The organism is Pseudomonas sp. Marseille-P9899, assembly GCF_903166565.1.
GTDB classification, from domain to species: domain Bacteria; phylum Pseudomonadota; class Gammaproteobacteria; order Pseudomonadales; family Pseudomonadaceae; genus Aquipseudomonas; species Aquipseudomonas huaxiensis.
The window spans coordinates 307052-326761 of the sequence record NZ_CAESCG010000005.1 but is presented as its reverse complement, the minus strand read 5'-3'; the positions used below and the strand labels follow the sequence as shown (position 1 = coordinate 326761).

The 19710-nt window shown below is 63.0% G+C and carries 21 protein-coding genes; 7 read left to right on the top strand and 14 right to left on the bottom strand.

The annotated features are described in order from the left end of the window. Window positions 1-2: 2 nt before the first annotated feature. The 4 genes from HWV67_RS23935 to exbB form a co-directional block, all read right to left on the bottom strand. The gene (locus HWV67_RS23935) at window positions 3-923 is read right to left on the bottom strand and encodes a hydrogen peroxide-inducible genes activator (RefSeq protein ID WP_175653048.1); all 921 of its coding nucleotides are present in this window, start codon (window positions 921-923) and stop codon (window positions 3-5) included. Window positions 924-1070: 147 nt separating this feature from the next. Beyond that, on the bottom strand, window positions 1071-1805 hold the full coding sequence (locus HWV67_RS23930; protein ID WP_175653047.1) for an energy transducer TonB: 735 nt from the start codon (window positions 1803-1805) through the stop codon (window positions 1071-1073). Continuing rightward, entirely contained in the window at window positions 1802-2230 is a 429-nt protein-coding gene (gene exbD / locus HWV67_RS23925; RefSeq protein WP_110969787.1) for a TonB system transport protein ExbD, read from the bottom strand. Before exbD ends, HWV67_RS23930 begins: the two co-directional genes overlap by 4 nt. Window positions 2231-2233: 3 nt before the next feature. Beyond that, complete coding sequence (exbB, locus tag HWV67_RS23920; RefSeq protein WP_175653046.1) at window positions 2234-3241, bottom strand: tonB-system energizer ExbB; 1008 nt, start codon at window positions 3239-3241, stop codon at window positions 2234-2236. Window positions 3242-3438: 197 nt separating this feature from the next. Here exbB and HWV67_RS23915 point away from each other — a divergent pair, with 197 nt between their 5' ends. Then, complete coding sequence (locus HWV67_RS23915; protein ID WP_175653045.1) at window positions 3439-4296, top strand: SDR family oxidoreductase; 858 nt, start codon at window positions 3439-3441, stop codon at window positions 4294-4296. Between the two features lie 12 nt (window positions 4297-4308). On the opposite strand, the gene HWV67_RS23910 is transcribed toward HWV67_RS23915, so the two are convergent. From HWV67_RS23910 to HWV67_RS23890, 5 genes are all read right to left on the bottom strand, one after another. Then, window positions 4309-5046 carry a hypothetical protein gene (locus HWV67_RS23910; protein ID WP_095158947.1) on the bottom strand — a complete coding sequence of 246 codons (738 nt, stop codon included), beginning with the start codon at window positions 5044-5046 and terminating at the stop codon, window positions 4309-4311. A gap of 55 nt (window positions 5047-5101) precedes the next feature. Beyond that, on the bottom strand, window positions 5102-5482 hold the full coding sequence (locus tag HWV67_RS23905) for a RidA family protein (RefSeq protein WP_095158948.1): 381 nt from the start codon (window positions 5480-5482) through the stop codon (window positions 5102-5104). Between the two features lie 23 nt (window positions 5483-5505). After that, window positions 5506-7614: a bifunctional GTP diphosphokinase/guanosine-3',5'-bis pyrophosphate 3'-pyrophosphohydrolase gene (spoT, locus tag HWV67_RS23900; protein ID WP_110969783.1), complete on the bottom strand. Its 2109-nt coding sequence runs from the start codon at window positions 7612-7614 to the stop codon at window positions 5506-5508. A 60-nt stretch (window positions 7615-7674) separates the two neighbouring features. Further along, window positions 7675-7938: a DNA-directed RNA polymerase subunit omega gene (rpoZ, locus tag HWV67_RS23895; protein WP_095158950.1), complete on the bottom strand. Its 264-nt coding sequence runs from the start codon at window positions 7936-7938 to the stop codon at window positions 7675-7677. Window positions 7939-8103: 165 nt separating this feature from the next. Further along, window positions 8104-8976, bottom strand: coding sequence for a LysR family transcriptional regulator (locus HWV67_RS23890; RefSeq protein ID WP_175653044.1), 873 nt, complete (start codon window positions 8974-8976; stop codon window positions 8104-8106). 242 nt (window positions 8977-9218) lie between these two features. On the opposite strand from HWV67_RS23890, the gene HWV67_RS23885 reads away from it, so the two are divergent. The 4 genes from HWV67_RS23885 to HWV67_RS23870 all read left to right on the top strand — a co-directional run bounded on the left by HWV67_RS23885 (window position 9219) and on the right by HWV67_RS23870 (window position 14566). Then, window positions 9219-10601: a glutamine synthetase family protein gene (locus HWV67_RS23885; protein WP_110969781.1), complete on the top strand. Its 1383-nt coding sequence runs from the start codon at window positions 9219-9221 to the stop codon at window positions 10599-10601. An 18-nt stretch (window positions 10602-10619) separates the two neighbouring features. Then, complete coding sequence (locus HWV67_RS23880) at window positions 10620-12113, top strand: aldehyde dehydrogenase (protein WP_175653043.1); 1494 nt, start codon at window positions 10620-10622, stop codon at window positions 12111-12113. Between the two features lie 14 nt (window positions 12114-12127). Next, a complete protein-coding gene (locus HWV67_RS23875) occupies window positions 12128-12907 on the top strand; it encodes a gamma-glutamyl-gamma-aminobutyrate hydrolase family protein (RefSeq protein WP_175653042.1) in 780 nt (259 codons plus the stop codon). Between the two features lie 105 nt (window positions 12908-13012). Beyond that, window positions 13013-14566, top strand: a complete 1554-nt coding sequence (locus HWV67_RS23870; protein WP_095158955.1) for an APC family permease — start codon at window positions 13013-13015, stop codon at window positions 14564-14566. A 21-nt stretch (window positions 14567-14587) separates the two neighbouring features. On the opposite strand, the gene gmk is transcribed toward HWV67_RS23870, so the two are convergent. Both gmk and HWV67_RS23860 read right to left on the bottom strand, forming a co-directional pair. Beyond that, on the bottom strand, window positions 14588-15208 hold the full coding sequence (gene gmk / locus HWV67_RS23865; protein ID WP_175653041.1) for a guanylate kinase: 621 nt from the start codon (window positions 15206-15208) through the stop codon (window positions 14588-14590). Window positions 15209-15221: 13 nt separating this feature from the next. Then, complete coding sequence (locus HWV67_RS23860; protein WP_110969776.1) at window positions 15222-16085, bottom strand: YicC/YloC family endoribonuclease; 864 nt, start codon at window positions 16083-16085, stop codon at window positions 15222-15224. 261 nt (window positions 16086-16346) lie between these two features. Here HWV67_RS23860 and rph point away from each other — a divergent pair, with 261 nt between their 5' ends. Further along, window positions 16347-17069, top strand: coding sequence for a ribonuclease PH (gene rph, locus HWV67_RS23855; protein WP_110969775.1), 723 nt, complete (start codon window positions 16347-16349; stop codon window positions 17067-17069). A 54-nt stretch (window positions 17070-17123) separates the two neighbouring features. On the opposite strand, the gene HWV67_RS23850 is transcribed toward rph, so the two are convergent. Continuing rightward, entirely contained in the window at window positions 17124-17903 is a 780-nt protein-coding gene (locus HWV67_RS23850; RefSeq protein WP_095158959.1) for an exodeoxyribonuclease III, read from the bottom strand. A gap of 81 nt (window positions 17904-17984) precedes the next feature. Here HWV67_RS23850 and pyrE point away from each other — a divergent pair, with 81 nt between their 5' ends. After that, window positions 17985-18626: an orotate phosphoribosyltransferase gene (pyrE, locus tag HWV67_RS23845; protein ID WP_175653040.1), complete on the top strand. Its 642-nt coding sequence runs from the start codon at window positions 17985-17987 to the stop codon at window positions 18624-18626. A gap of 41 nt (window positions 18627-18667) precedes the next feature. On the opposite strand, the gene HWV67_RS23840 is transcribed toward pyrE, so the two are convergent. Both HWV67_RS23840 and HWV67_RS23835 read right to left on the bottom strand, forming a co-directional pair. Next, complete coding sequence (locus HWV67_RS23840) at window positions 18668-19333, bottom strand: DUF799 domain-containing protein (protein WP_175653039.1); 666 nt, start codon at window positions 19331-19333, stop codon at window positions 18668-18670. After that, window positions 19330-19701, bottom strand: coding sequence for a DUF4810 domain-containing protein (locus tag HWV67_RS23835; RefSeq protein WP_175653038.1), 372 nt, complete (start codon window positions 19699-19701; stop codon window positions 19330-19332). Before HWV67_RS23835 ends, HWV67_RS23840 begins: the two co-directional genes overlap by 4 nt. Window positions 19702-19710: the final 9 nt, after the last annotated feature.

Here is a 19710-nt window from a genome sequence, read left to right as displayed (position 1 = left end):
ACCTATTGGTCCGCGGGTGGCTTGGCCACCGAGCACAGACGGATCGAATCAGCGAGGATCTCAATGGCCTTCGGCCGCGGGAAACTGGCCCGCCAGGCGATGGCCACGGTGCGGAATGGCACGGGCGGGCTCAACGGACGAACTTCGATCACGCCTGGCGCGTAGTGATGGCTGTGCACCGCCGACAACGGCAGGATCGAGATGCCGAGGCCAGAGGCGACCATGTGGCGGATGGTTTCCAGCGAGCTGGATTCCACCGTGGTGTGCTTGGTGCCGTCGCTGCCTTTGGCCAGGGTCGGGCAGGCCTCGAGCACCTGGTCGCGGAAGCAGTGACCTTCGCCCAGCAGCAGCAGGCTCTTGTCGTTGAGCAGGCTGGCGTCGATGGTTTCCTGCTGGGTCCAGGGGTGGCCGCTGGGCATCAGCACATAGAACGGCTCGTCGTAGAGCGGCAGCGTCAGCACGTCGGCTTCATTGAACGGCAGGGCGATGATCACCGCGTCCAGCTCGCCGTTGCGCAGTTTGTCGCGCAGCACGTGGGTGAAGTTTTCTTCGATGTACAACGGCATCTGCGGGGCGACCCGGTGCAGTTGTGGAATCAGGTGGGGGAACAGGTACGGACCGACGGTGTAGATGGCTCCGACCTTGAGCGGCGCGGTCAGCTGGTTCTTGCCAGCCTGGGCCAGTTCGCGGATACCTTGGGCCTGTTCGAGGACTTTCTGCGCCTGGGCGACGATGCTTTCGCCGACCGGAGTCAGGCGCACCGCGCTTTTGCTGCGCTCGAAAATAAGTACGCCCAACTCGTCCTCAAGCTTTTTCACGCCCACCGACAAGGTCGGCTGGCTGACGTGGCAGCGTTCGGCGGCGTGGCCGAAATGCTGTTCCTGAGCGAGAGTGACGATGTAGCGTAATTCTGTGAGGGTCATAACATGCGTCCATGAAGTAGCGGCCCCAGCATAGCGGCTGCAACCGATAGAAGCACGTTATCAGACTTGCATCGGGGCGACAGAAACAATGATCCAGGCTTCATAAAGGAAGACGGCGACCCGAGGGTCGCCGTCTTTTTTCCAGCCTTAGCGCTTGTCCAGCGAGTAGACGAACGGTGCAACCACTTCGATGCTGCCGTTGTTGAGCAGCTCCTTGGGTGGCGCCGGCACTGGCTGTGCCTTGCGGATCATCTCCAGGGTCGCGCGGTCCAGCGCGGCACTGCCCGAACCTCCGGCCAGCGAGTAGGACAGGATCCGGCCTTCGCCATCGACCACGAAGCGCAAGCGGTTGATGCCCTGCAGGCCACGACGGCGCGCGTCTTCCGGGTAGCGTTTGAACTTGCCCAGGTGACGCAGCAGGTCGCTCTGCCAGGTCGGCAATGCATTGCTGTTGCTGGCGATGCTCGGTGCCGGTGCAGCCGATTTTTGCGCCGGCGCGTTGCTCGGCGGGGTATCGACGACGTCCTGCTCGACCGGTTTCTCCTGCGGATCAGGCTTTTGCTCCGGCTTTGGCGGCTGGGGCTTGGCCTTGGGTTTGGCAGGTTTCGGAATAGCAATTTTCGGCTTCGGTGCTTCAACCAGCTTCGGCAACGGCGGTTCTTCTACCGGTGCGGGCGGCTGCGGCGGCGTCACGACCTTGGGCGGTGGTGGCGGCGCCGGCTCAGGCATCGGAGCCATTTCGATCATCATTGCTGCGGGTGGCAGTTCGATGGCCTGCGGTGCCGACCAGTTCAGCGCCAACACGATTGCAATGGCATGCACTGCCAGTACGAATAACAGGCTACCGCCGTAACGCCCCAGCTTGTACCGGGTCTCGATCATTTCTTGGCTGCCGTCTCAAGCCCGACCAGACCGACCTTGAGGTAGCCGGCGGCGCGCAATGTGTTCATGACTTCCATCAGATCGCCGTAGTCCACGCCCTTGTCGGCCTGGAAGAAGATCGTGGTTTCCTTGTCACCCTTGGTCTTGGCATCCAGCATCGGCCCGAGTTGATCGGGCTGCTGGACCAGGTCTTCACCGATGTAAAGCTTCTGGTCAGCCTTGACGCTCAGGAACACAGGCTTTTCCGGCCTCGGCGCGGGTTTCGCGGTCGAGGCCGGGAGGTCGACCTTGATGTCGACCGTCGCCAGCGGCGCTGCCACCATGAAGATGATCAGCAGAACCAGCATTACGTCGATGAACGGCGTAACGTTGATTTCGTGGTTTTCGGCGAGATCGTCGCCGCCCTCGTTAAGATGCAGGCCCATGGCTTACCCCACTTTCACCATGTGCGGCTGCGCGGTGCGCTCGCCAGGCTGGTGGTCCAGGTCACGGCTGACCAGCAGCAGTACCTGTGCGGAGGCGTCGGACACCTGAGCCTTGTAGCCGGCGATGGAGCGGGCGAAGACGTTGTAGATGACAACCGCCGGGATCGCGGCAACCAGACCCAGCGCGGTGGCCAGCAGTGCTTCGGCGATACCCGGGGCAACGACGGCAAGGTTGGTGGTCTGGGTTTTGGCGATGCCGATGAAGCTGTTCATGATGCCCCAGACGGTACCGAACAGACCGACGAACGGTGCGGTGGAACCGATGGTAGCCAGCACGCCGGTGCCGCTGCTCATGTTGCGGCCGCTGGCGGCAACCAGGCGTTCAAGGCGGAAGCTGACGCGTTCCTTGATGCCTTCTTTCTCGCGGGCGTTGGCCGACAGGTGCATTTCTTCCAGCGCGTCATGGACCAGCGTGTGTGACAGGGTGCCGGGGACGTTGGTATTGTCGCTGGCGTCCTTGAGGCTGACCGACTTCTTCAGCAGGCCGATTTCGCGACGCAGGCGGCGCTTGGCCCCCAGCAACTCGAAGCCTTTGGCGATCCAGATGGTCCAGGTGATGATCGAGGCGATGGCCAGGCCGATCATGACGGTTTTGACGATGACGTCAGCGTTCTGGTACATGCCCCATGGCGACAGGTCGTGGCCCAGGCCCAGGGTTGGGTCGTCTGCGAGCGGTTCGCCGTCGGCATTCAGGGGACCTTCCACCGACGCTTCGACTGGCGCGGCGGCCGGGTCTACCGGAGTAGCGGCTGCGTGCTCTGCGCCGTGTGCGGCAGCGGTGCCTTCAGCGGCTGGCGTCGCAGGTGCGACCGCTGCTGCTGGAGTGGCGGTGGCTGCGGCGGGTTCTTCTGCCATCGCGGCAGGTGCCAGCGTCAGGCTGAGCATCAGCGCTGCGATGGCGCGCAAGGCGCGCGACGTGGTTGGCGAAGCGGAAGGTTGGATGCGTGTCATGCTGGCCGGACCTGATGAAGAGGATGCGTGAATGGTCTTCAAGGCCTCGAAACAGGCCGAGAACAGAAAAAAGGGGCGGCCATTATTGCAAGTAATTCTTGTTAGCAGAAGTAATAAAGTAGCTTTTTTTACAGCGATGGCTAGCCGCCTATCGATTTTGGCGAAATAGTTCGGTCTTTGGTTATGGGAGTTTTGGCATGTCTTTACCTTCAGTTCTGATCGTCGGCTGTGGCGATGTGGGTGGTCGCCTGGCCAGGCAATTGCTGGCTTCTGGCTGGGCGGTCAGCGGCTTGCGCAGGAATACTGGCGCTTTGCCGGAGGGGGTCACGGGCATCAAAGCCGATCTCGAACAAGGTCAATGTCCGGCCGATTGGCCGGTGGTGGCGCCTGATTATCTGGTCTACAGCGTGGCCGCTAGCCAGCATGACGAACCGGGCTATCGCTCGGCGTATGTCGAAGGGCTGCGCAACGTGTTGGGCTGGCTGGCCGAGCGAGGGCAGAAGCCGCGTCGGCTGCTGTTCGTTTCCAGCAGCAGTGTTTTCGCCCAGCAGGGCGGCGAGTGGATTGATGAAACCGCCGAAACCGCGCCACGCGAGTATTCCGGGCGGGTGATGCTGGAGGCGGAGCGCCTGGCGTTGCAGAGCGGCGTGCCCGCCAGCGTGGTGCGCCTGACCGGGATCTACGGGCCGGGCCGCGAATGGCTGCTCAGCCAGGTGCGCCAAGGGTATCGGGTCACCGAGGAACCGCCGCTGTACGGCAACCGCATCCATGCCGAGGATGCCGCCGGCCTGCTGGCGTTCCTGCTGCAGGCGGATAGGGACGGGCGGGCGCTGGAGAATTGCTACATCGGTGTGGACGATGCGCCCGCGCCGCTGGCCGAGGTGGTGGCCTGGTTGCGCGAGTACATGGGGGTTACCGAGTGGTCCGAGGAGCAGCGCGTGCGCCGCACCGGCAGCAAGCGCTGCAGCAACGCCCGGGCTCGGGCCCTGGGCTGGACGCCCGCATTTGCGAGTTATCGCGAAGGCTATGCGGCGATTCTTGAAGGGCGCGGCTGACGCGCCCGTCCGTTATTTCTGTTCCAGCAGCCAGCGGCGAGCGCCGGGGCGCAGCGATGGCATTTCGTCAGGCTGGGAGTCGTTGATGGACTGGAAGATTTCCATCTGCTTGCCGTCGCGCTTGAAGATCCACGGATTGCCTTGCTGGTTGCGCTCAAGCCACAGGCTGTCGAATTTGCCGGTCATGCTGGCGCAATCGCCCGCCAGGCAAAGGGCGTAGCGGTCCAGATTGGGCAGGCCGTCGAGGGCACCGTTGTCGCGAAAGCGCACGGTGCCGCCCTGGCCCGGGCCTTCGAGAATTTTCCAGTTGCCTTTCAGGTAGGCGCCATACAGGGCCTGCTCGAAGGCGGCGCCTGGGGGAATATCGGGGTTTATCGTGTCGCTGCTGCGCTGGAAACGCTGTTCCGGGGCCCAGTCGCTGGTGGCCTGCACCAGTTCCTTGCCATCCAGTTCGAGGTTTTCCACCTGATCGCCGTCGAGTTCTACTTGCCAGTGGTCTTCATCGATGGCCTTCAGGCGGCCTTCCACCAGCTCGAAGCCGTTGCTGTAGCTGGCTTGTCCGGCGGCGACGTTGACCTTCCATTCGAAGTTCGGCCCGTGGCGCTCGAGTGCGTAGCGCAGGCCAGTGCCTTTGGACGCAGCATCGATGGCGTTCTGGTTGATCCAGACACCGTTGTAGTCTTCGGGTTTGTGGCTCGCGCAGCCGCCGAGCAGTGCGGCAAGCAGCGAAAGGGCAAGCGCGTTGCGCATTACGGGGTCCTTCAGGGGAGGAAAAGCGGCGAACCCTCAGGCTCGCCGCGGGGTATTACTCGAGAACCAGGATCGCGTCCATCTCGACCTGCGAGCCGCGTGGCAGGGCGGCAACGCCAATGGCCGCGCGAGCCGGGTACGGTTGCTCGAAGTAGCGGCCCATGACTTCGTTGACCTTGGCGAAGTGGCTCAGGTCGGTCAGGAAGATGTTCAGCTTGACGATGTCCTTGAAGGAGCCGCCAGCAGCCTCGGCCACGGCCTTGAGGTTTTCGAACACCTGGACGGTCTGGGCTTCGAAGCCTTCAACCAGTTCCATGGTTTTCGGATCGAGCGGGATCTGGCCAGACATGTAGACGGTATTGCCGGCCTTGATCGCCTGGGAGTAGGTGCCGATCGCGGCTGGGGCCTTGTCGCTGGTGATGACGGTCTTGCTCATGGTGACTCCTTGCAAGGGAAGGGCTACGCGCGCATGCGGGTGATACGGATGACCCCCGTCAGCGCGCGCAGTTTCTTGATCACACGGGCCAGGTGTACGCGGTCGTGCACGCTGACCACAAGCTGGACGACGCTGATGCGGCCATCACGCTCGTCCATGCTGATTTTCTCGATGTTGCCGTCGGCGGCGTTGACGCTGCTGGCGAGCAGGGCGATCAGGCCGCGCTGGTGCTCCAGTTCGACGCGCAGTTCGACGTTGAACTCGCCGGTGACGTCCTTGGCCCAGGAAAGCTGGATGCATTTCTCCGGGTTATGGCGGATTTCACTGATATTGCGGCAGCCTTCGAGGTGCACCACCATGCCTTTTCCGGCCGAGAGGTGGCCGACAATGGGGTCGCCCGGGATCGGCGTGCAGCATTTGGCGTAGCTCAGCACCAGGCCTTCGGTACCGCGGATGGCCAGCGGGCTTTCCGGGCTTGGCAACTGCTCGCCTTCGCTGGAGAGCAGGCGGCGGGCCACGACGTAGGCCATGCGGTTGCCCAGGCCGATGTCTTCGAGCAGGTCTTCGATCAGCTCCAGGCGGTACTCGGCGAGCATGGCCTGCACGCGCTCTGGCGGAATCTTGTCCAGGGCGCTGTCGAAGCCGTTGAGCACCTTGTTCAGCAGGCGTTCGCCCAGGTTGATGGACTCGGAACGGCGCTGCAGCTTGAGGGCGTGGCGGATGTGCGTACGGGCCTTGCCGGTGACCACGAAGTTCAGCCACGCTGGATTCGGTCGGGCGCCCGGAGCGCTGACGATCTCGACCGTCGAGCCGCTCTGCAGCGGTTCGGACAGCGGCGCGAGGCGGCGGTTGATCCGGCAGGCGATGCAGCTGTTGCCGACGTCGGTGTGTACCGCGTAGGCGAAGTCGACCGCAGTGGAGCCTTTCGGCAGCTCCATGATGCGGCCCTTGGGCGTGAAGACGTAGACCTCGTCCGGGAACAGGTCGATCTTCACGCTCTCGATGAATTCGAGGGAGTTGCCGGCGCGTTGCTGCATTTCCAGCACGCCTTTGACCCACTGCCGTGCGCGGGCGTGGGTGCCCTTGGGCTGTTCGTCGTCGCTGGACTTGTACAGCCAATGGGCCGCGATGCCGTTGTTGGCCATCTCTTCCATCTCGCGGGTGCGGATCTGGATTTCGATGGGTACCCCGTGCATGCCGAACAGCGTGGTATGCAGCGACTGGTAGCCGTTGGCCTTGGGGATCGCGATGTAGTCCTTGAAGCGGCCGGGCAGCGGCTTGTACAGATTGTGCACAGCGCCGAGCACGCGGTAGCAGGTATCGACCTTGTCGACGATGATGCGGAACGCGTAGACATCCATGATCTCGTTGAAGGCGCGACGCTTGCCGCGCATCTTCTTGTAGATGCCATAGATGTGCTTTTGCCGACCGCTGACTTCGCCTTCCATGCCGTCCACCGCCAGGGCGTGGCTGAGCGACTCTTCGATTTTGTTGACGATTTCCTTGCGGTTGCCGCGCGCACGTTTGACGGCCTGGTAGATGCGCGCCGAGCGCATCGGGTACATCGCCTTGAAACCCAGGTCCTCGAATTCGATACGCACGCTGTGCATGCCGAGGCGGTTGGCGATGGGGGCGTAGATTTCCAGGGTTTCCTTGGCGATGCGCCGGCGTTTTTCGCCGGACAGCACTTCAAGGGTGCGCATGTTGTGCAGACGGTCGGCCAGCTTGACCAGAATCACCCGGATATCCCGGGCCATGGCCATGGCCATCTTCTGGAAGTTTTCCGCCTGGGCCTCGGCCTTGGTCTCGAAGTTCATCTGGGTCAGCTTGCTGACGCCATCGACCAGTTCCGCGACGGTTTCGCCGAACTGTGAACTGAGGGCTTCCTTGGCGATGCCGGTGTCTTCGATCACGTCGTGCAGCATGGCCGCCATCAGGCTCTGATGGTCCATGTGCATGTCGGCGAGGATGCTGGCGACGGCCAGCGGATGCGTGACGTACGCCTCGCCGCTGCGGCGGCGTTGGCCGTCGTGGGCTTGTTCAGCGTAGAAATAGGCTCGGCGGACCAGATTGACCTGGTCGGGCCCGAGGTAGGTCGACAGACGATCGGCGAGGGCATCTATGCTCGGCAAGATACGACCTCCTGCCGAGGATAAGGGACCCGCGCCGCACAACGTCGACCAGGCATAGACTTAGACGGCCTCGTTGGCCTCTTCGTCGAACGCAGTGAAGACCGGGTCTTCAGTGACGATATCTTCTGCGGCGAGGAACTCATTGGTAATGAAGCCTTCGGCGATTTCGCGCAGGGCAACGACGGTAGGCTTGTCGTTTTCCCACGCCACTTTCGGCTCTTTGCCGCCGGTGGCCAGTTGGCGGGCACGCTTGGTGGACAGCATGACCAGCTCAAAGCGGTTATCCACGTGGTCTAGACAATCTTCAACGGTTACGCGGGCCATGGTGTTCCTCAAATAGCGAATGCGGTGTTCTGCCCAAATGGGCGAGCGGACTCGATAGTTTAAAAAATCACCAGCCGTTAGGGAAGCGCTGATTTCGGTTCGAGCCCCGGATATGCCGACGATACCTACTTGTAAGCGTCTATTACAACTGTCTTGCGCGACCTGTCAGATCAACGCATTGCGCAAACGCGGGGTCAGTTCGTCGAACAGTGCCTGGACCGAGCGCAATGCCCGGCAATCCGGGCGGGTCAGCAGCCACAATTGGGTATCGCAACCGGGCAGCGCGTCGCTCAGTTGCTCGACCCCCGGCAGAGTGTGCGCCATATAGTCCGGCAGCGCGGCCACACCGAGGCCGGCGCTGACCAACTGGGCGATGGACGAAATGCCGCTGCAGCGGTAGCGCGGCATCACACCGGGCAGCTTTTCGCTGCGCCAGACCACCGTGGGATGGTCCTGCATGGAATCGTCCGGCGAGATCCATGGCACGCTGGCGGGCGCTTCGGTCAAGCGGCTGCGAAATTCCTCGCGGCCGCACACGACATAAGAAGCCGAACCCAGGCAGCGTCCTACAAGGTGCTCGGGCGGCGAGTTGGTCAGGCGCAAGGCCAGGTCGGCATCGCGGCGGCTGAGGTTGGCGAAAGTGTTGGAGGTCGCCAGCTCCAGTGACAGCGCCGGGTAAGCCGGCATGAACTCGGCCAGCGCCGGCAGCAGCAGGCTGTGCAATACCGCGTCGGTGCAGGTCAGGCGCACGGTGCCGCTGACCACCTGTTCGCCATGGGCCAGCGCCACGCGTGCGGCGTCCAGCGCCTGCTCGGCACGTTCGGCCTGTTCGGCCAGGGCCTGGGCGGTGCCGGTGGGGATGTAGCCCTTGCGGCTTTTAACGAACAACGCGGTGCCGAGCGCGGCCTCCATCCGCCGGATCGAGCGGAACACCGTGGAAACGTCGACCTTGAGCAGTTCTGCCGCCTTGGCCAGGGAGCGTCCGCGGACCAGAGCGAGAACCAGGGAGAGGTCGGCATGGCTGATCTGATATTGCATCGATGCACTCTTTGCTTGCCAAAATGCCAATGTCTGTTGCGTGGGGGCCATTCTATAGTGCGACGGTGGCCGTCTAGCAAGGCGTGATGCCGCAGAACCTGGAACGCTCGTCCGATAGATGACGCGCCAGCCGTTCCCCACGATGGAAATCCCGAGAATAAAAGCCAGCCATCGCCGCCCCGAATACCCGCATTACCCCCCTACATCGCTGCCCCAATAAAAACTCTAAAGGATGCCTAGCCATGACGTCGGTCTCTCCGTGCGCCATCCCTGTTGACGAAATGGGCGAATTTCTCAAGGCCCACCCTGAGGTGCAGTTCGTCGATCTGCTGATCGCCGATATGAACGGAGTGGTGCGCGGCAAGCGCGTCGAGCGGGCGAGCCTGGTCAAAGTCTACGAAAAGGGCATCAACCTGCCCGCGTCGCTGTTCGCCCTGGACATCAATGGCTCGACCGTGGAAAGCACCGGCCTGGGCCTGGATATCGGCGACGCCGACCGCATCTGCTACCCGATCCCCGGCACCCTGAGCTTCGAGCCCTGGCAGAAGCGCCCCACCGCGCAACTGCTGATGACCATGCACGAGATGGACGGCAAGCCGTTCTTCGCCGACCCGCGCGAAGTGCTGCGTGGCGTGATCGAGAAGTTCGACGCCCTGGGCCTGACCATCTGCGCCGCGTTCGAGCTTGAGTTCTACCTGATCGACCAGGACAACCTGAACGGTCGCCCGCAACCGCCGCGTTCGCCGATTTCCGGCAAACGCCCGCAATCGACCCAGGTCTACCTGATCGACGACCTCGACGAATACGTCGATTGCCTGCAGGACATCCTCGAAGCCGCCAAGGAACAGGACATCCCGGCCGACGCGATCGTCAAGGAAAGCGCCCCGGCGCAGTTCGAAGTGAATCTGCACCACGTCGCCGATCCGCTGAAAGCCTGTGACTACGCGCTGCTGCTCAAGCGGGTGATCAAGAACGTCGCCTACGACCATGAAATGGACTCCACGTTCATGGCCAAGCCCTATCCGGGCCAGGCCGGTAATGGCCTGCACGTGCACATTTCGCTGCTGGACAAGGCCACCGGCAAGAACATCTTCACCAGCGAAGACCCGGAGCAGAACGACGCCCTGCGCCACGCCATCGGCGGCGTGCTGGAAACCATGCCGGCGTCGATGGCCTTCCTCTGCCCGAACATCAACTCCTACCGCCGTTTCGGCGCGCAGTTCTATGTGCCCAACGCGCCGAGCTGGGGCCTGGACAACCGCACCGTGGCCGTCCGTGTACCGACCGGCAGCGCCGACGCCGTACGCATCGAGCACCGCGTGGCCGGCGCCGACGCCAACCCTTACCTGATGATGTCGGCGATCCTCGCCGGTATTCACCACGGGCTGACCAACAAGATCGAACCGGGCGCGCCCATCGAAGGCAATTCCTACGAGCAACTGGAACAGAGCCTGCCGAACAACCTGCGCGATGCCCTGCGCGAACTGGACGACAGCGAAGTCCTGAACCAGTACATCAGCCCCGACTACATCGATATTTTCGTCGCCTGCAAGGAAAGCGAACTGGCGGAGTTCGAGGTGTCGATTTCCGACCTCGAATACAACTGGTACCTGCATACCGTGTGATGCCCGGAGAACAGAACAATGACAATTCCGACCCGCGAACAATGGGAAACCCTCTACCAGCAACTGCGCATCGAGGGGCGCGCCTTCATCGACGGTGAATACCTCGAAAGCGCCTCCGGCGAGACCTTCGACTGCATCAGCCCGGTGGACGGTCGCGCCCTGGCCGCCGTCGCCAGTTGCGATGCCGCCGACGCCGAGCGTGCTGTCGCTGCCGCGCGTCGCAGTTTCGACAGCGGCGTTTGGGCGCAGCAGGCGCCGGCCCAGCGCAAGCGCGTGCTGATCGCCTTCGCCGACCTGCTGCTGGCCAACGCCCGCGAGCTGGCGTTGCTGGAAACCCTGGACATGGGCAAGCCGATCGCCGACTCGCTGAGCATCGACATTCCCGCGGCGGCCAACGCCATCCGCTGGAACGCCGAGGCGATCGACAAGATCTACGACGAAGTCGCGCCGACCGCGCCTGACCAGCTTGGCCTGGTGACCCGCGAGGCGGTGGGTGTGGTTGCCGCCATCGTGCCGTGGAACTTCCCGCTGATGATGGCCTGCTGGAAACTCGGCCCGGCCCTGGCCACCGGTAACTCGGTGATCCTCAAGCCGTCGGAAAAATCCCCGCTGACCGCCATCCGCATCGCCCAACTGGCGGTGGAAGCCGGCCTTCCGGCCGGCGTGCTCAACGTGCTGCCAGGTTTCGGCCACACCGTCGGCAAGGCCCTGGCCTTGCACATGGACGTCGACACCCTGGTGTTCACCGGTTCGACCCGGATCGCCAAGCAACTGATGGTGTATGCCGGCGAATCGAACATGAAGCGGGTCTGGCTGGAAGCGGGGGGCAAGAGCCCGAATATCGTCTTCGCCGACGCGCCGGACCTTCAGGCCGCGGCTGAAGCCGCCGCCAGCGCTATCGCGTTCAACCAGGGCGAGGTCTGCATCGCCGGTTCGCGCCTGCTGGTGGAGCGCTCGATCAAGGACCAGTTCCTGCCGATGGTGGTGGAGGCGCTCAAGGCCTGGAAGCCAGGCCATGCGCTGGAGCCGGAAACCCGCGTCGGTGCGCTGGTCGACACCACTCAACTGGACACCGTGCTTGGCTACGTCGAGGCCGGCAAGGCCGATGGCGCCACCTTGGTCACCGGTGGCCGCCGTGTGCTTGAAGACACCTGCGGCGTCTACGTCGAGCCGGCGATCTTCGATGGAGTGAACAACGTCATGCGCATCGCCCGCGAGGAAATCTTCGGTCCGGTGCTGTCGGTCATCACCTTCGACAGCGCCGAAGAAGCCATCGCCATCGCCAACGACTCGCCGTTCGGCCTGGCCGCGGCGGTGTGGACCTCGGACCTTTCCAAGGCCCATCGCAGCGCTCGCGCCCTGCGCGCCGGCAGCGTCTGGATCAACCAGTACGACGGCGGCGACATGACTGCGCCGTTCGGTGGTTTCAAGCAGTCGGGCAACGGCCGCGACAAGTCGCTGCACGCGTTCGACAAATACACCGAACTCAAGGCGACCTGGATCAAGCTCTAAGGGAGGCTGGATCGATGAAGCAGGATTTGCGCAAGACGCCTTTGATCGGCGTCACTGCATGCCGTCAGATGCTGGGCAACACTGCCTCCCACACCGTGGGCGACAAATACGTCGAGGCCGCCGCGTTTGCCGGCGTGCCGCTGATCCTGCCGGCGCTCACCGAGGCGCTGGACCCGCAGCGCTTGCTGGAGCGCCTCGACGGCATTCTTTTTACCGGCTCGCCTTCAAATGTCGAGCCGCATCATTACAATGGCGCCCCCAGCGCCGAAGGCACCCGGCACGACGTGTTTCGTGACCGGCTGACCCTGCCGTTGCTGCAGGCGGCGATTGCCGCCGGTGTGCCGGTGTTCTGCATTTGCCGTGGTTTCCAGGAGCTCAATGTGGCCCTGGGCGGAAGCTTGCACCAGCGTGTCCAGGAGCTGCCCGGCTATCTGGACCACCGCGAGCCGCAGGACGCCCCGCTCGAAGAACAGTACAGCCCGCGTCACCTGGTGACGGTCGAACCCGATGGGAAATTCGAGCGTCTGGGGTTACCGCAGCAGTTCATGGTCAACTCGCTCCACAGCCAGGGCATCGACCGCCTGGCTGATGGCTTGCGTGTCGAGGCATTGGCCCCGGACGGGTTGATCGAAGCAGTTTCCATGGAGGATGCGCCCGGCTTTGTGGTCGGAGTGCAGTGGCATCCGGAATGGCGTTATGCCGAAAACCCGGTTTCGTTGCGTCTTTTTCAGGCGTTCCGTGCAGCCTGTAATGCCTACGCCGGTGGTCAGCGCTACCGCGAGGCGAGCCTGTAACGCCTCGGGAGCGACGTTTGCGCCCAGGCCGATCCGGCAGATTCATTGAGTGCGGGCATCAATTGATGCCCTGAAAAACAATACCAATAGCGACGGCAACTACTCATGAGCGATTTCCAGGCAAGCCTGACCCCGAGTACGGCGGGGCAGGCTCGCGCAAGCGCCGGCACATCCGGAGCATCCAAGGGGCTGGCCAAGGGCCGGCTCGGACTGCTCGCCAGTATCGTGCTCGGCATTTCCACCATCGCCCCGGTGTACACCCTCACCGGAGCGCTGGGTCCAACGGTCCGCGAAGTTGGCGCGCACTTGCCGGCGGTGTTCATCGTCGGCTTCCTGCCGATGCTGCTGGTAGCCCTCGGCTATCGCGAGCTGAACGCGGCCGAACCGGACAGCGGCACCTCCTTTACCTGGTCGGCTCGCGCCTTTGGCCCGATGATCGGCTGGATCGGCGGCTGGGGCCTGGTCACGGCGACGACCATCGTGTTGTCCAACCTGGCCGGTGTGGCGGTGGACTTCTTCTATCTCTTCCTCGGGCAACTCACTGGCAGCCACGAGGTGGCTGCGCTCAGCGACAACCTGCTGATCAACGTCATCACCTGTTGCGTGTTCATCGCCATGGCGGTGTGGATCTGTTGTCGTGGCATCGGCACGACCATGGCGGTGCAGTACGGTCTGGTGGCCCTGCAATTACTGGTGTTGATAGGCTTCGCCATCGCGGCGTTCGGCGGCTCGACTCCCGAGCAACCGCCGATGAACTTCCAGATGGACTGGTTCAACCCTTTCGGCGTCGAGTCCTTCTCGGCCTTTACCGCCGGTCTGTCGTTGTCGATCTTCATCTTCTGGGGTTGGGACGTGTGCCTGACCATGAGCGAAGAGTCGGTGGGCAGCGATGAAGTGCCTGGCCGCGCCGCGACCCTGACCGTGCTGCTGATTCTCGGCTTGTACCTGGTCACCGCTATCGCCACGCTGCAATTTGCCGGTATCAGCGAAGTAGGGCTGGGCCTGGGCAATCCACGGATTCAGGAAAACGTCTTCGCTCACCTCGCAGGTCCCGTGATGGGCCCGCTGGCAATCCTGATGTCCATCGCCGTGCTGGCGAGTACCGCCGCGTCGCTGCAATCGACCTTCGTTTCCCCGGCCCGCACCCTGCTCGCCATGGGTTACTACGGCGCTGTGCCAGAGCGCTTCGCGCGCATCTGCCCGCGTTCGCAGACTCCGCGTTACGCCACCATCTGCGCCGGCATCGCCGCCGGTGTGTTCTACGTGACTATGCGCACCTTGAGCGAAAACGTGCTGGCGGACACCATCACGGCCTTGGGCATGATGATCTGCTTCTACTATTCGCTGACGGCATTCGCCTGTGTCTGGTACTTCCGCCACAGCCTGATGGACAGCGCGCGGCACTTCATGATGAGAGGCGTGTGCCCGTTGCTGGGCGGCGGGATTCTTTCGGTGATCTTCGTTCAGACCGCGATCGACAGCGCCTCGCCGTCGTTCGGCAGCGGTTCGCATGTGGGCGGGTTGGGGCTGGTGTTCGTGATCGCGATGATCATCCTGCTGCTGGGCATCGTCCTGATGCTGCTCTCGCGCCTGCGTGCGCCGGCGTTCTTCCTTGGCATGACGCTGCGTCGTCACGCAACCATCCCGAGCCGCCGCTGAGGCGGCCGGGACGGCGAGGGCTCAAGCCAGCAGTTGCTTGAGCAGCTCGCCGTGGCGTTGTTGCTGGCCTTCGCGCTGCAGGCGATTGGCGCGGAACACCGCTTTCAAATCATCCAGCGCGGTGGCGAAGTCGTCATTGATGATGACGAACTCGTACTCGTGGTAGTGCTCCATTTCGCTGACCGCTTCGCGCATCCGGCCTTCGATGATCTCGTCACTGTCCTGTCCACGGTTGGTCAGGCGCTGGCGCAAGGCCTGCTGGCTCGGCGGCAGGATGAAGATCGAGCGCGTGCCCGGCATCTGATCACGCACCTGCTGCGCGCCTTGCCAGTCGATTTCCAGAATCAGGTCATGGCCTTCATCTAGGGTCTGCTGCAGCGCGCTGCGCGAGGTGCCGTAGCAGTTGCCGAAGACTTCGGCCTGCTCGAGGAAGTCGCCCTGGGCGTTCAGGCGGTCGAACTCGGCGCGATCGACGAAGTGGTAGTTCACCCCGTCGTGCTCGCCTGGACGCATGGCCCGCGTGGTGTGGGAAACCGACACGCGGATGTGGTTCAGGTCGTCGGTCAGGGCCTTGACCAGGCTGGTCTTGCCCGCGCCGGACGGGGCCGAAATGATGTACAGGGTGCCGCTGCTGTGTTTCATGATGGGGGTGGCCTTACTCGATGTTCTGTACTTGTTCACGCATCTGTTCGATCAACACCTTGAGGTTGACCGCCGATTGGGTGCTGCGTGGGTCGAAGGCTTTGGAGCCCAGGGTGTTGGCTTCGCGATTGAGCTCCTGCATCAGGAAGTCCAGGCGCCGGCCCGCTGCACCGCCGGACTTGAGCACCCGACGCACTTCGGTGACGTGCGTGCTGAGGCGGTCGAGTTCTTCGGCAACATCGCTCTTCTGTGCCAGCAAGACCATTTCCTGCTCCAGGCGTTGCGGGTCGAGTTCGGCCTGCATGTCGCTGAAGCGGTCGAGGATCTTCTGCCGCTGGGCGGCGAGCATCTGCGGCACCAGCGCGCGCAGGGTGGTGACTTCCTGGCTCATGTTGTCCAGGCGCTCGTTGATCAGCCGCGCCAGCTCCGCGCCTTCGCGGTTACGGCCATTTTTCAGCTCCTGGAGCGCCGCGTCGAACAGCTCGATGGCTTCGACGTTCAAGGCTTGCGGGTCGTTGGCATCGGCGACCAGCACGCCGGGCCAGGCCAGTACTTCCAGGGGATTGAGCGGTGCCGGCTGTTTGATCAGGCTGGCCACGGTTTCGGCGGCGGCCACCAGTTGTGCGGCGCGCTCACGGTCCACCTGCAACGGCTTGCCGGCGTTTTCTTCGTTGAAGCGCAGGGTGCACTCGACCTTGCCGCGGGAAATCCCCTGGCGCAGCGACTCGCGTACGGCGCCTTCAAGATCGCGGAAGGCTTCCGGCAGGCGCAGGTGCGGTTCGAGGTAACGATGGTTGACCGAGCGCAGTTCCCATATCAGTGTGCCTTGGGTCCCGGCTCGTTCGACACGAGCAAAGGCGGTCATGCTGTGCACCATGGGAAGTACCTCGCAGATAAATGAAGGGAAAGCCGACAGGCCGCAAAGGCGCAGGATTGTAACGCAGTGCGCTGCCGGCTCCCATCAACGGATGTGACAAACACCGCCGTGAACCTCGACAAAAACCGGCCGGCGCCCGCTGGGGGCGGGGTTTGAGCCGTGCGACGGGCGGCGGGCCGGCCTTTCGCGCTCAGGCATGTCCAGTCGCGGCCTGGCGCTCTATAATGCTCGGCAGATTCGAACCCAGTACAGGTATCCCCTATGAAACGTCCAAGTGGTCGCGCTGCCGATCAGCTCCGCTCGATCCGCATCACCCGCAACTACACCAAGCACGCCGAAGGGTCGGTACTGGTTGAGTTTGGCGACACCAAAGTCGTCTGCACGGTCAGCGTCGAAAATGGTGTTCCACGCTTCCTGAAAGGCCAGGGCCAAGGCTGGCTGACCGCCGAGTACGGCATGCTGCCGCGCTCCACCGGTGAGCGTAACCAGCGCGAAGCCAGCCGTGGCAAACAGGGTGGCCGCACCCTGGAAATCCAGCGCCTGATCGGCCGCTCCCTGCGCGCCGCGCTGGACATGAGCAAACTGGGCGACATCACCCTGTACGTCGACTGCGACGTGATCCAGGCTGACGGCGGCACCCGCACCGCGTCCATCACCGGCGCCATGGTTGCCCTGGTCGATGCGCTGCGTGTGGTCAAGAAACGTGGCGGCCTGAAAGGCGGCGACCCGCTCAAACACATGATCGCTGCTGTTTCGGTGGGCATGTACCAGGGCGAGCCGGTGCTGGACCTGGATTACCTCGAAGACTCCGCAGCCGAAACCGACCTGAACGTGGTCATGACCAGCGCTGGCGGTTTCATCGAAGTTCAGGGCACCGCTGAAGGCGCGCCGTTCCAGCCGCACGAACTCAACGCCATGCTGGAGCTGGCGCAGAAAGGCATGACCGATCTGTTCGAGCTGCAAAAGGTGTCGCTGGCTGACTGAGCCATCGCCCAATAAAAAAGCCGACCCAAGGGTCGGCTTTTTTGTGGCTGGCGATCAGATCGTCAGCGTCCAGTCGTAATCCACGATCAGCGGCGCGTGTTGCGAGAAGCGCGGCTGGCGCGGCAGGCGTGCGCTTCGTACGAAGCGGCGCAGGCCGGGGGTCAGCAACTGGTAGTCGAAGCGATAGCCCAGGTTGAGCATCTCGGCTTGTTCGTTATCTGGCCACCAGCTGTACTGGTCGCCTTCGCGGCTGACTTCGCGCAGGGCATCGACATAGCCCATGTTGCCGACGATCTCGTCCATCCACGCGCGTTCCGGGGCGAGGAAGCCTGGCGACTGCTGACTGTCGCGCCAGTTCTTGATGTCGAGCTTCTGCTGCGCCACGTACAGCGAGCCGCAATAGATGTATTCGCGGCGTTTACGACGTTGCTTGTCCAGGTACTTGGCGAAGTCGTCCATCAACTTGAACTTCTGGTTCAGGTCTTCGTCGCCGTTCTGCCCGGAAGGCAGCAACAGGGTTGCAATACTGACTTTGTCGAAATCGGCCTGCAGGTAACGTCCGTAGCGGTCGGCTGTCTCGAAGCCCAGGCCGCTGATGACTGCCTTGGGCTGCAACCGCGAATAAAGTGCCACGCCGCCTTGGGCGGGTACTTCTGCGTCGCAGGCATAAAGGAAGTAGCCATCTAGCTGAAAAGCCGGGTCGTCGAGTTCAAAGGCCGAGGCGCGGGTATCCTGAAGGCAGATGACGTCGGCATTCTGAGCTTGCAGCCAGCTGAGCAAACCACGCTCGACCGCAGCCTGAATGCCATTAACGTTCACACTGATGATCCGCATAAATGGCCCCAAAAATCACGTGCGTGTATGATACCCGAGCTCTACTCAATTAGCTAAATCCGTGGTAATCCGGGACTCTTCATGCAGCCGTATCAGCGCGACTTCATTCGTTTTGCCATCGATCGCGGGGTTCTGCGCTTCGGTGAGTTCACTCTCAAGTCGGGTCGTACCAGCCCGTATTTCTTCAATGCCGGCTTGTTCAACAGTGGCTCGGCCCTGGCCCAGCTCGGACGTTTCTATGCGGCGGCGATCGTCGACAGCAAGATTCCGTTCGATGTCCTGTTCGGCCCGGCCTACAAGGGTATTCCCCTCGCTGCGGCGACTGCGGTGGCCCTGGCCGAGCAGCATCAGCTTGACGTGCCATGGTGCTTCAACCGCAAGGAAGCCAAGGACCACGGCGAAGGCGGCAGCCTGGTGGGCGCGGCGCTGACGGGCGACGTGCTGATCATCGACGACGTGATCACCGCAGGCACCGCGATCCGCGAAGTCATGCAGATCATCCAGGGCCAGCAGGCCAAGGCCGCTGGCGTACTGATCGCGTTGAACCGCCAGGAGCGCGGCAACGGCGAGCTGTCGGCGATCCAGGAAGTGGAGCGCGATTTCGGCATTCCGGTGGTCAGCATCGTTTCGCTGACCCAGGTCCTTGAGTTCCTCGCCGACGATCCGGCGCTCAAGCAGCACCTGCCGGCAGTGGAAGCCTACCGCGCCCAATTCGGCGTCTGAAATGAAAACGGGCCGCTTCAAGCGGCCCGTTTTCATTTGGCTTAGTCTTTTCCGTAATTCGGCGAGCGGGGTCCGTAGAGGATTCCGCCGTTCTTGTACGGTGTCAGCAGACGGGCCCCGGTGATCCCGGCAATCGGGTAGCCGGCATCGTCCTGGACGCTGCTGATGATCTGATTGACCGCAGCGGTGATCAGCAGGCCGATCAGCCCGCCACCGCTGTTGTTCTGGTTCTCCTGGCTGGACGCCGTGGCCGCACCGGTCCACAGGGTCTTGCCGCTGCGCAGGTCGACCAGGCTGGCCTTGGCCGTCACGATGGTCGCGCTGCTGATGACCATGTAGCGGGTGCCATAGTCGCTCACGGTGACATACAGCGCCGCGTCCGCGCCGAAGATGTCGTGCAGCTTGTTGGTGGGCAACTGGTGGATGTCGCTCGGCGTGGTCATGCCGTTCTGGCGGAAGGTTTCATCGACCAGCGCCACCGGCAGCACGTAATACCCGGCTTCTGCCAGCGGGTAGGTCACGCTCGACAGCATGCTGTAGGTCGCCTTCACATCCGGCGACTCGTTCAGCGGCGGCAGGATGAGGATCGAACGCGGGTTGGCCTGCTTGTACTCCGAGTAATCGACGCTCTTCTGCTGGTTGGCGCAGCCGGCGAACAGCGCAAGGATGCAGGCACTCGCCGCCAGTTTTAACAGACGCTGGATCATTGTTTGGCCACTCCCTGCCGTGCGTTTTTCAGCAGAAAGTCCATGTAGGCCGCCGACTCGGGGAACAACGCCTTCTCGGTCTGGAACTGCTGGACCATCTGATCATCCTTGCCCAGGCTCGAATACAGCAGGCCAAGCTGGGCGTGGTAGCCCGGAGGAACGGCGCCGTTCTTGGCGCGAATTTTCTGCAGATCGCCTTCCAGTGCTTCGGCCTGGGCTTCTTTCGATTCGCCCTTGAAGTACTGATAGACCTGCGGTTGGTAGCTTTCCCACTGGTACAGGGTTTTTGGCCCGGTGCAGCCGGACAGCAGGATGCTGCCCAGCAAGACGCCGGCGGCTGCGCGCCAGCTCAGGGTTGCCGTACTCATTACGGTTCG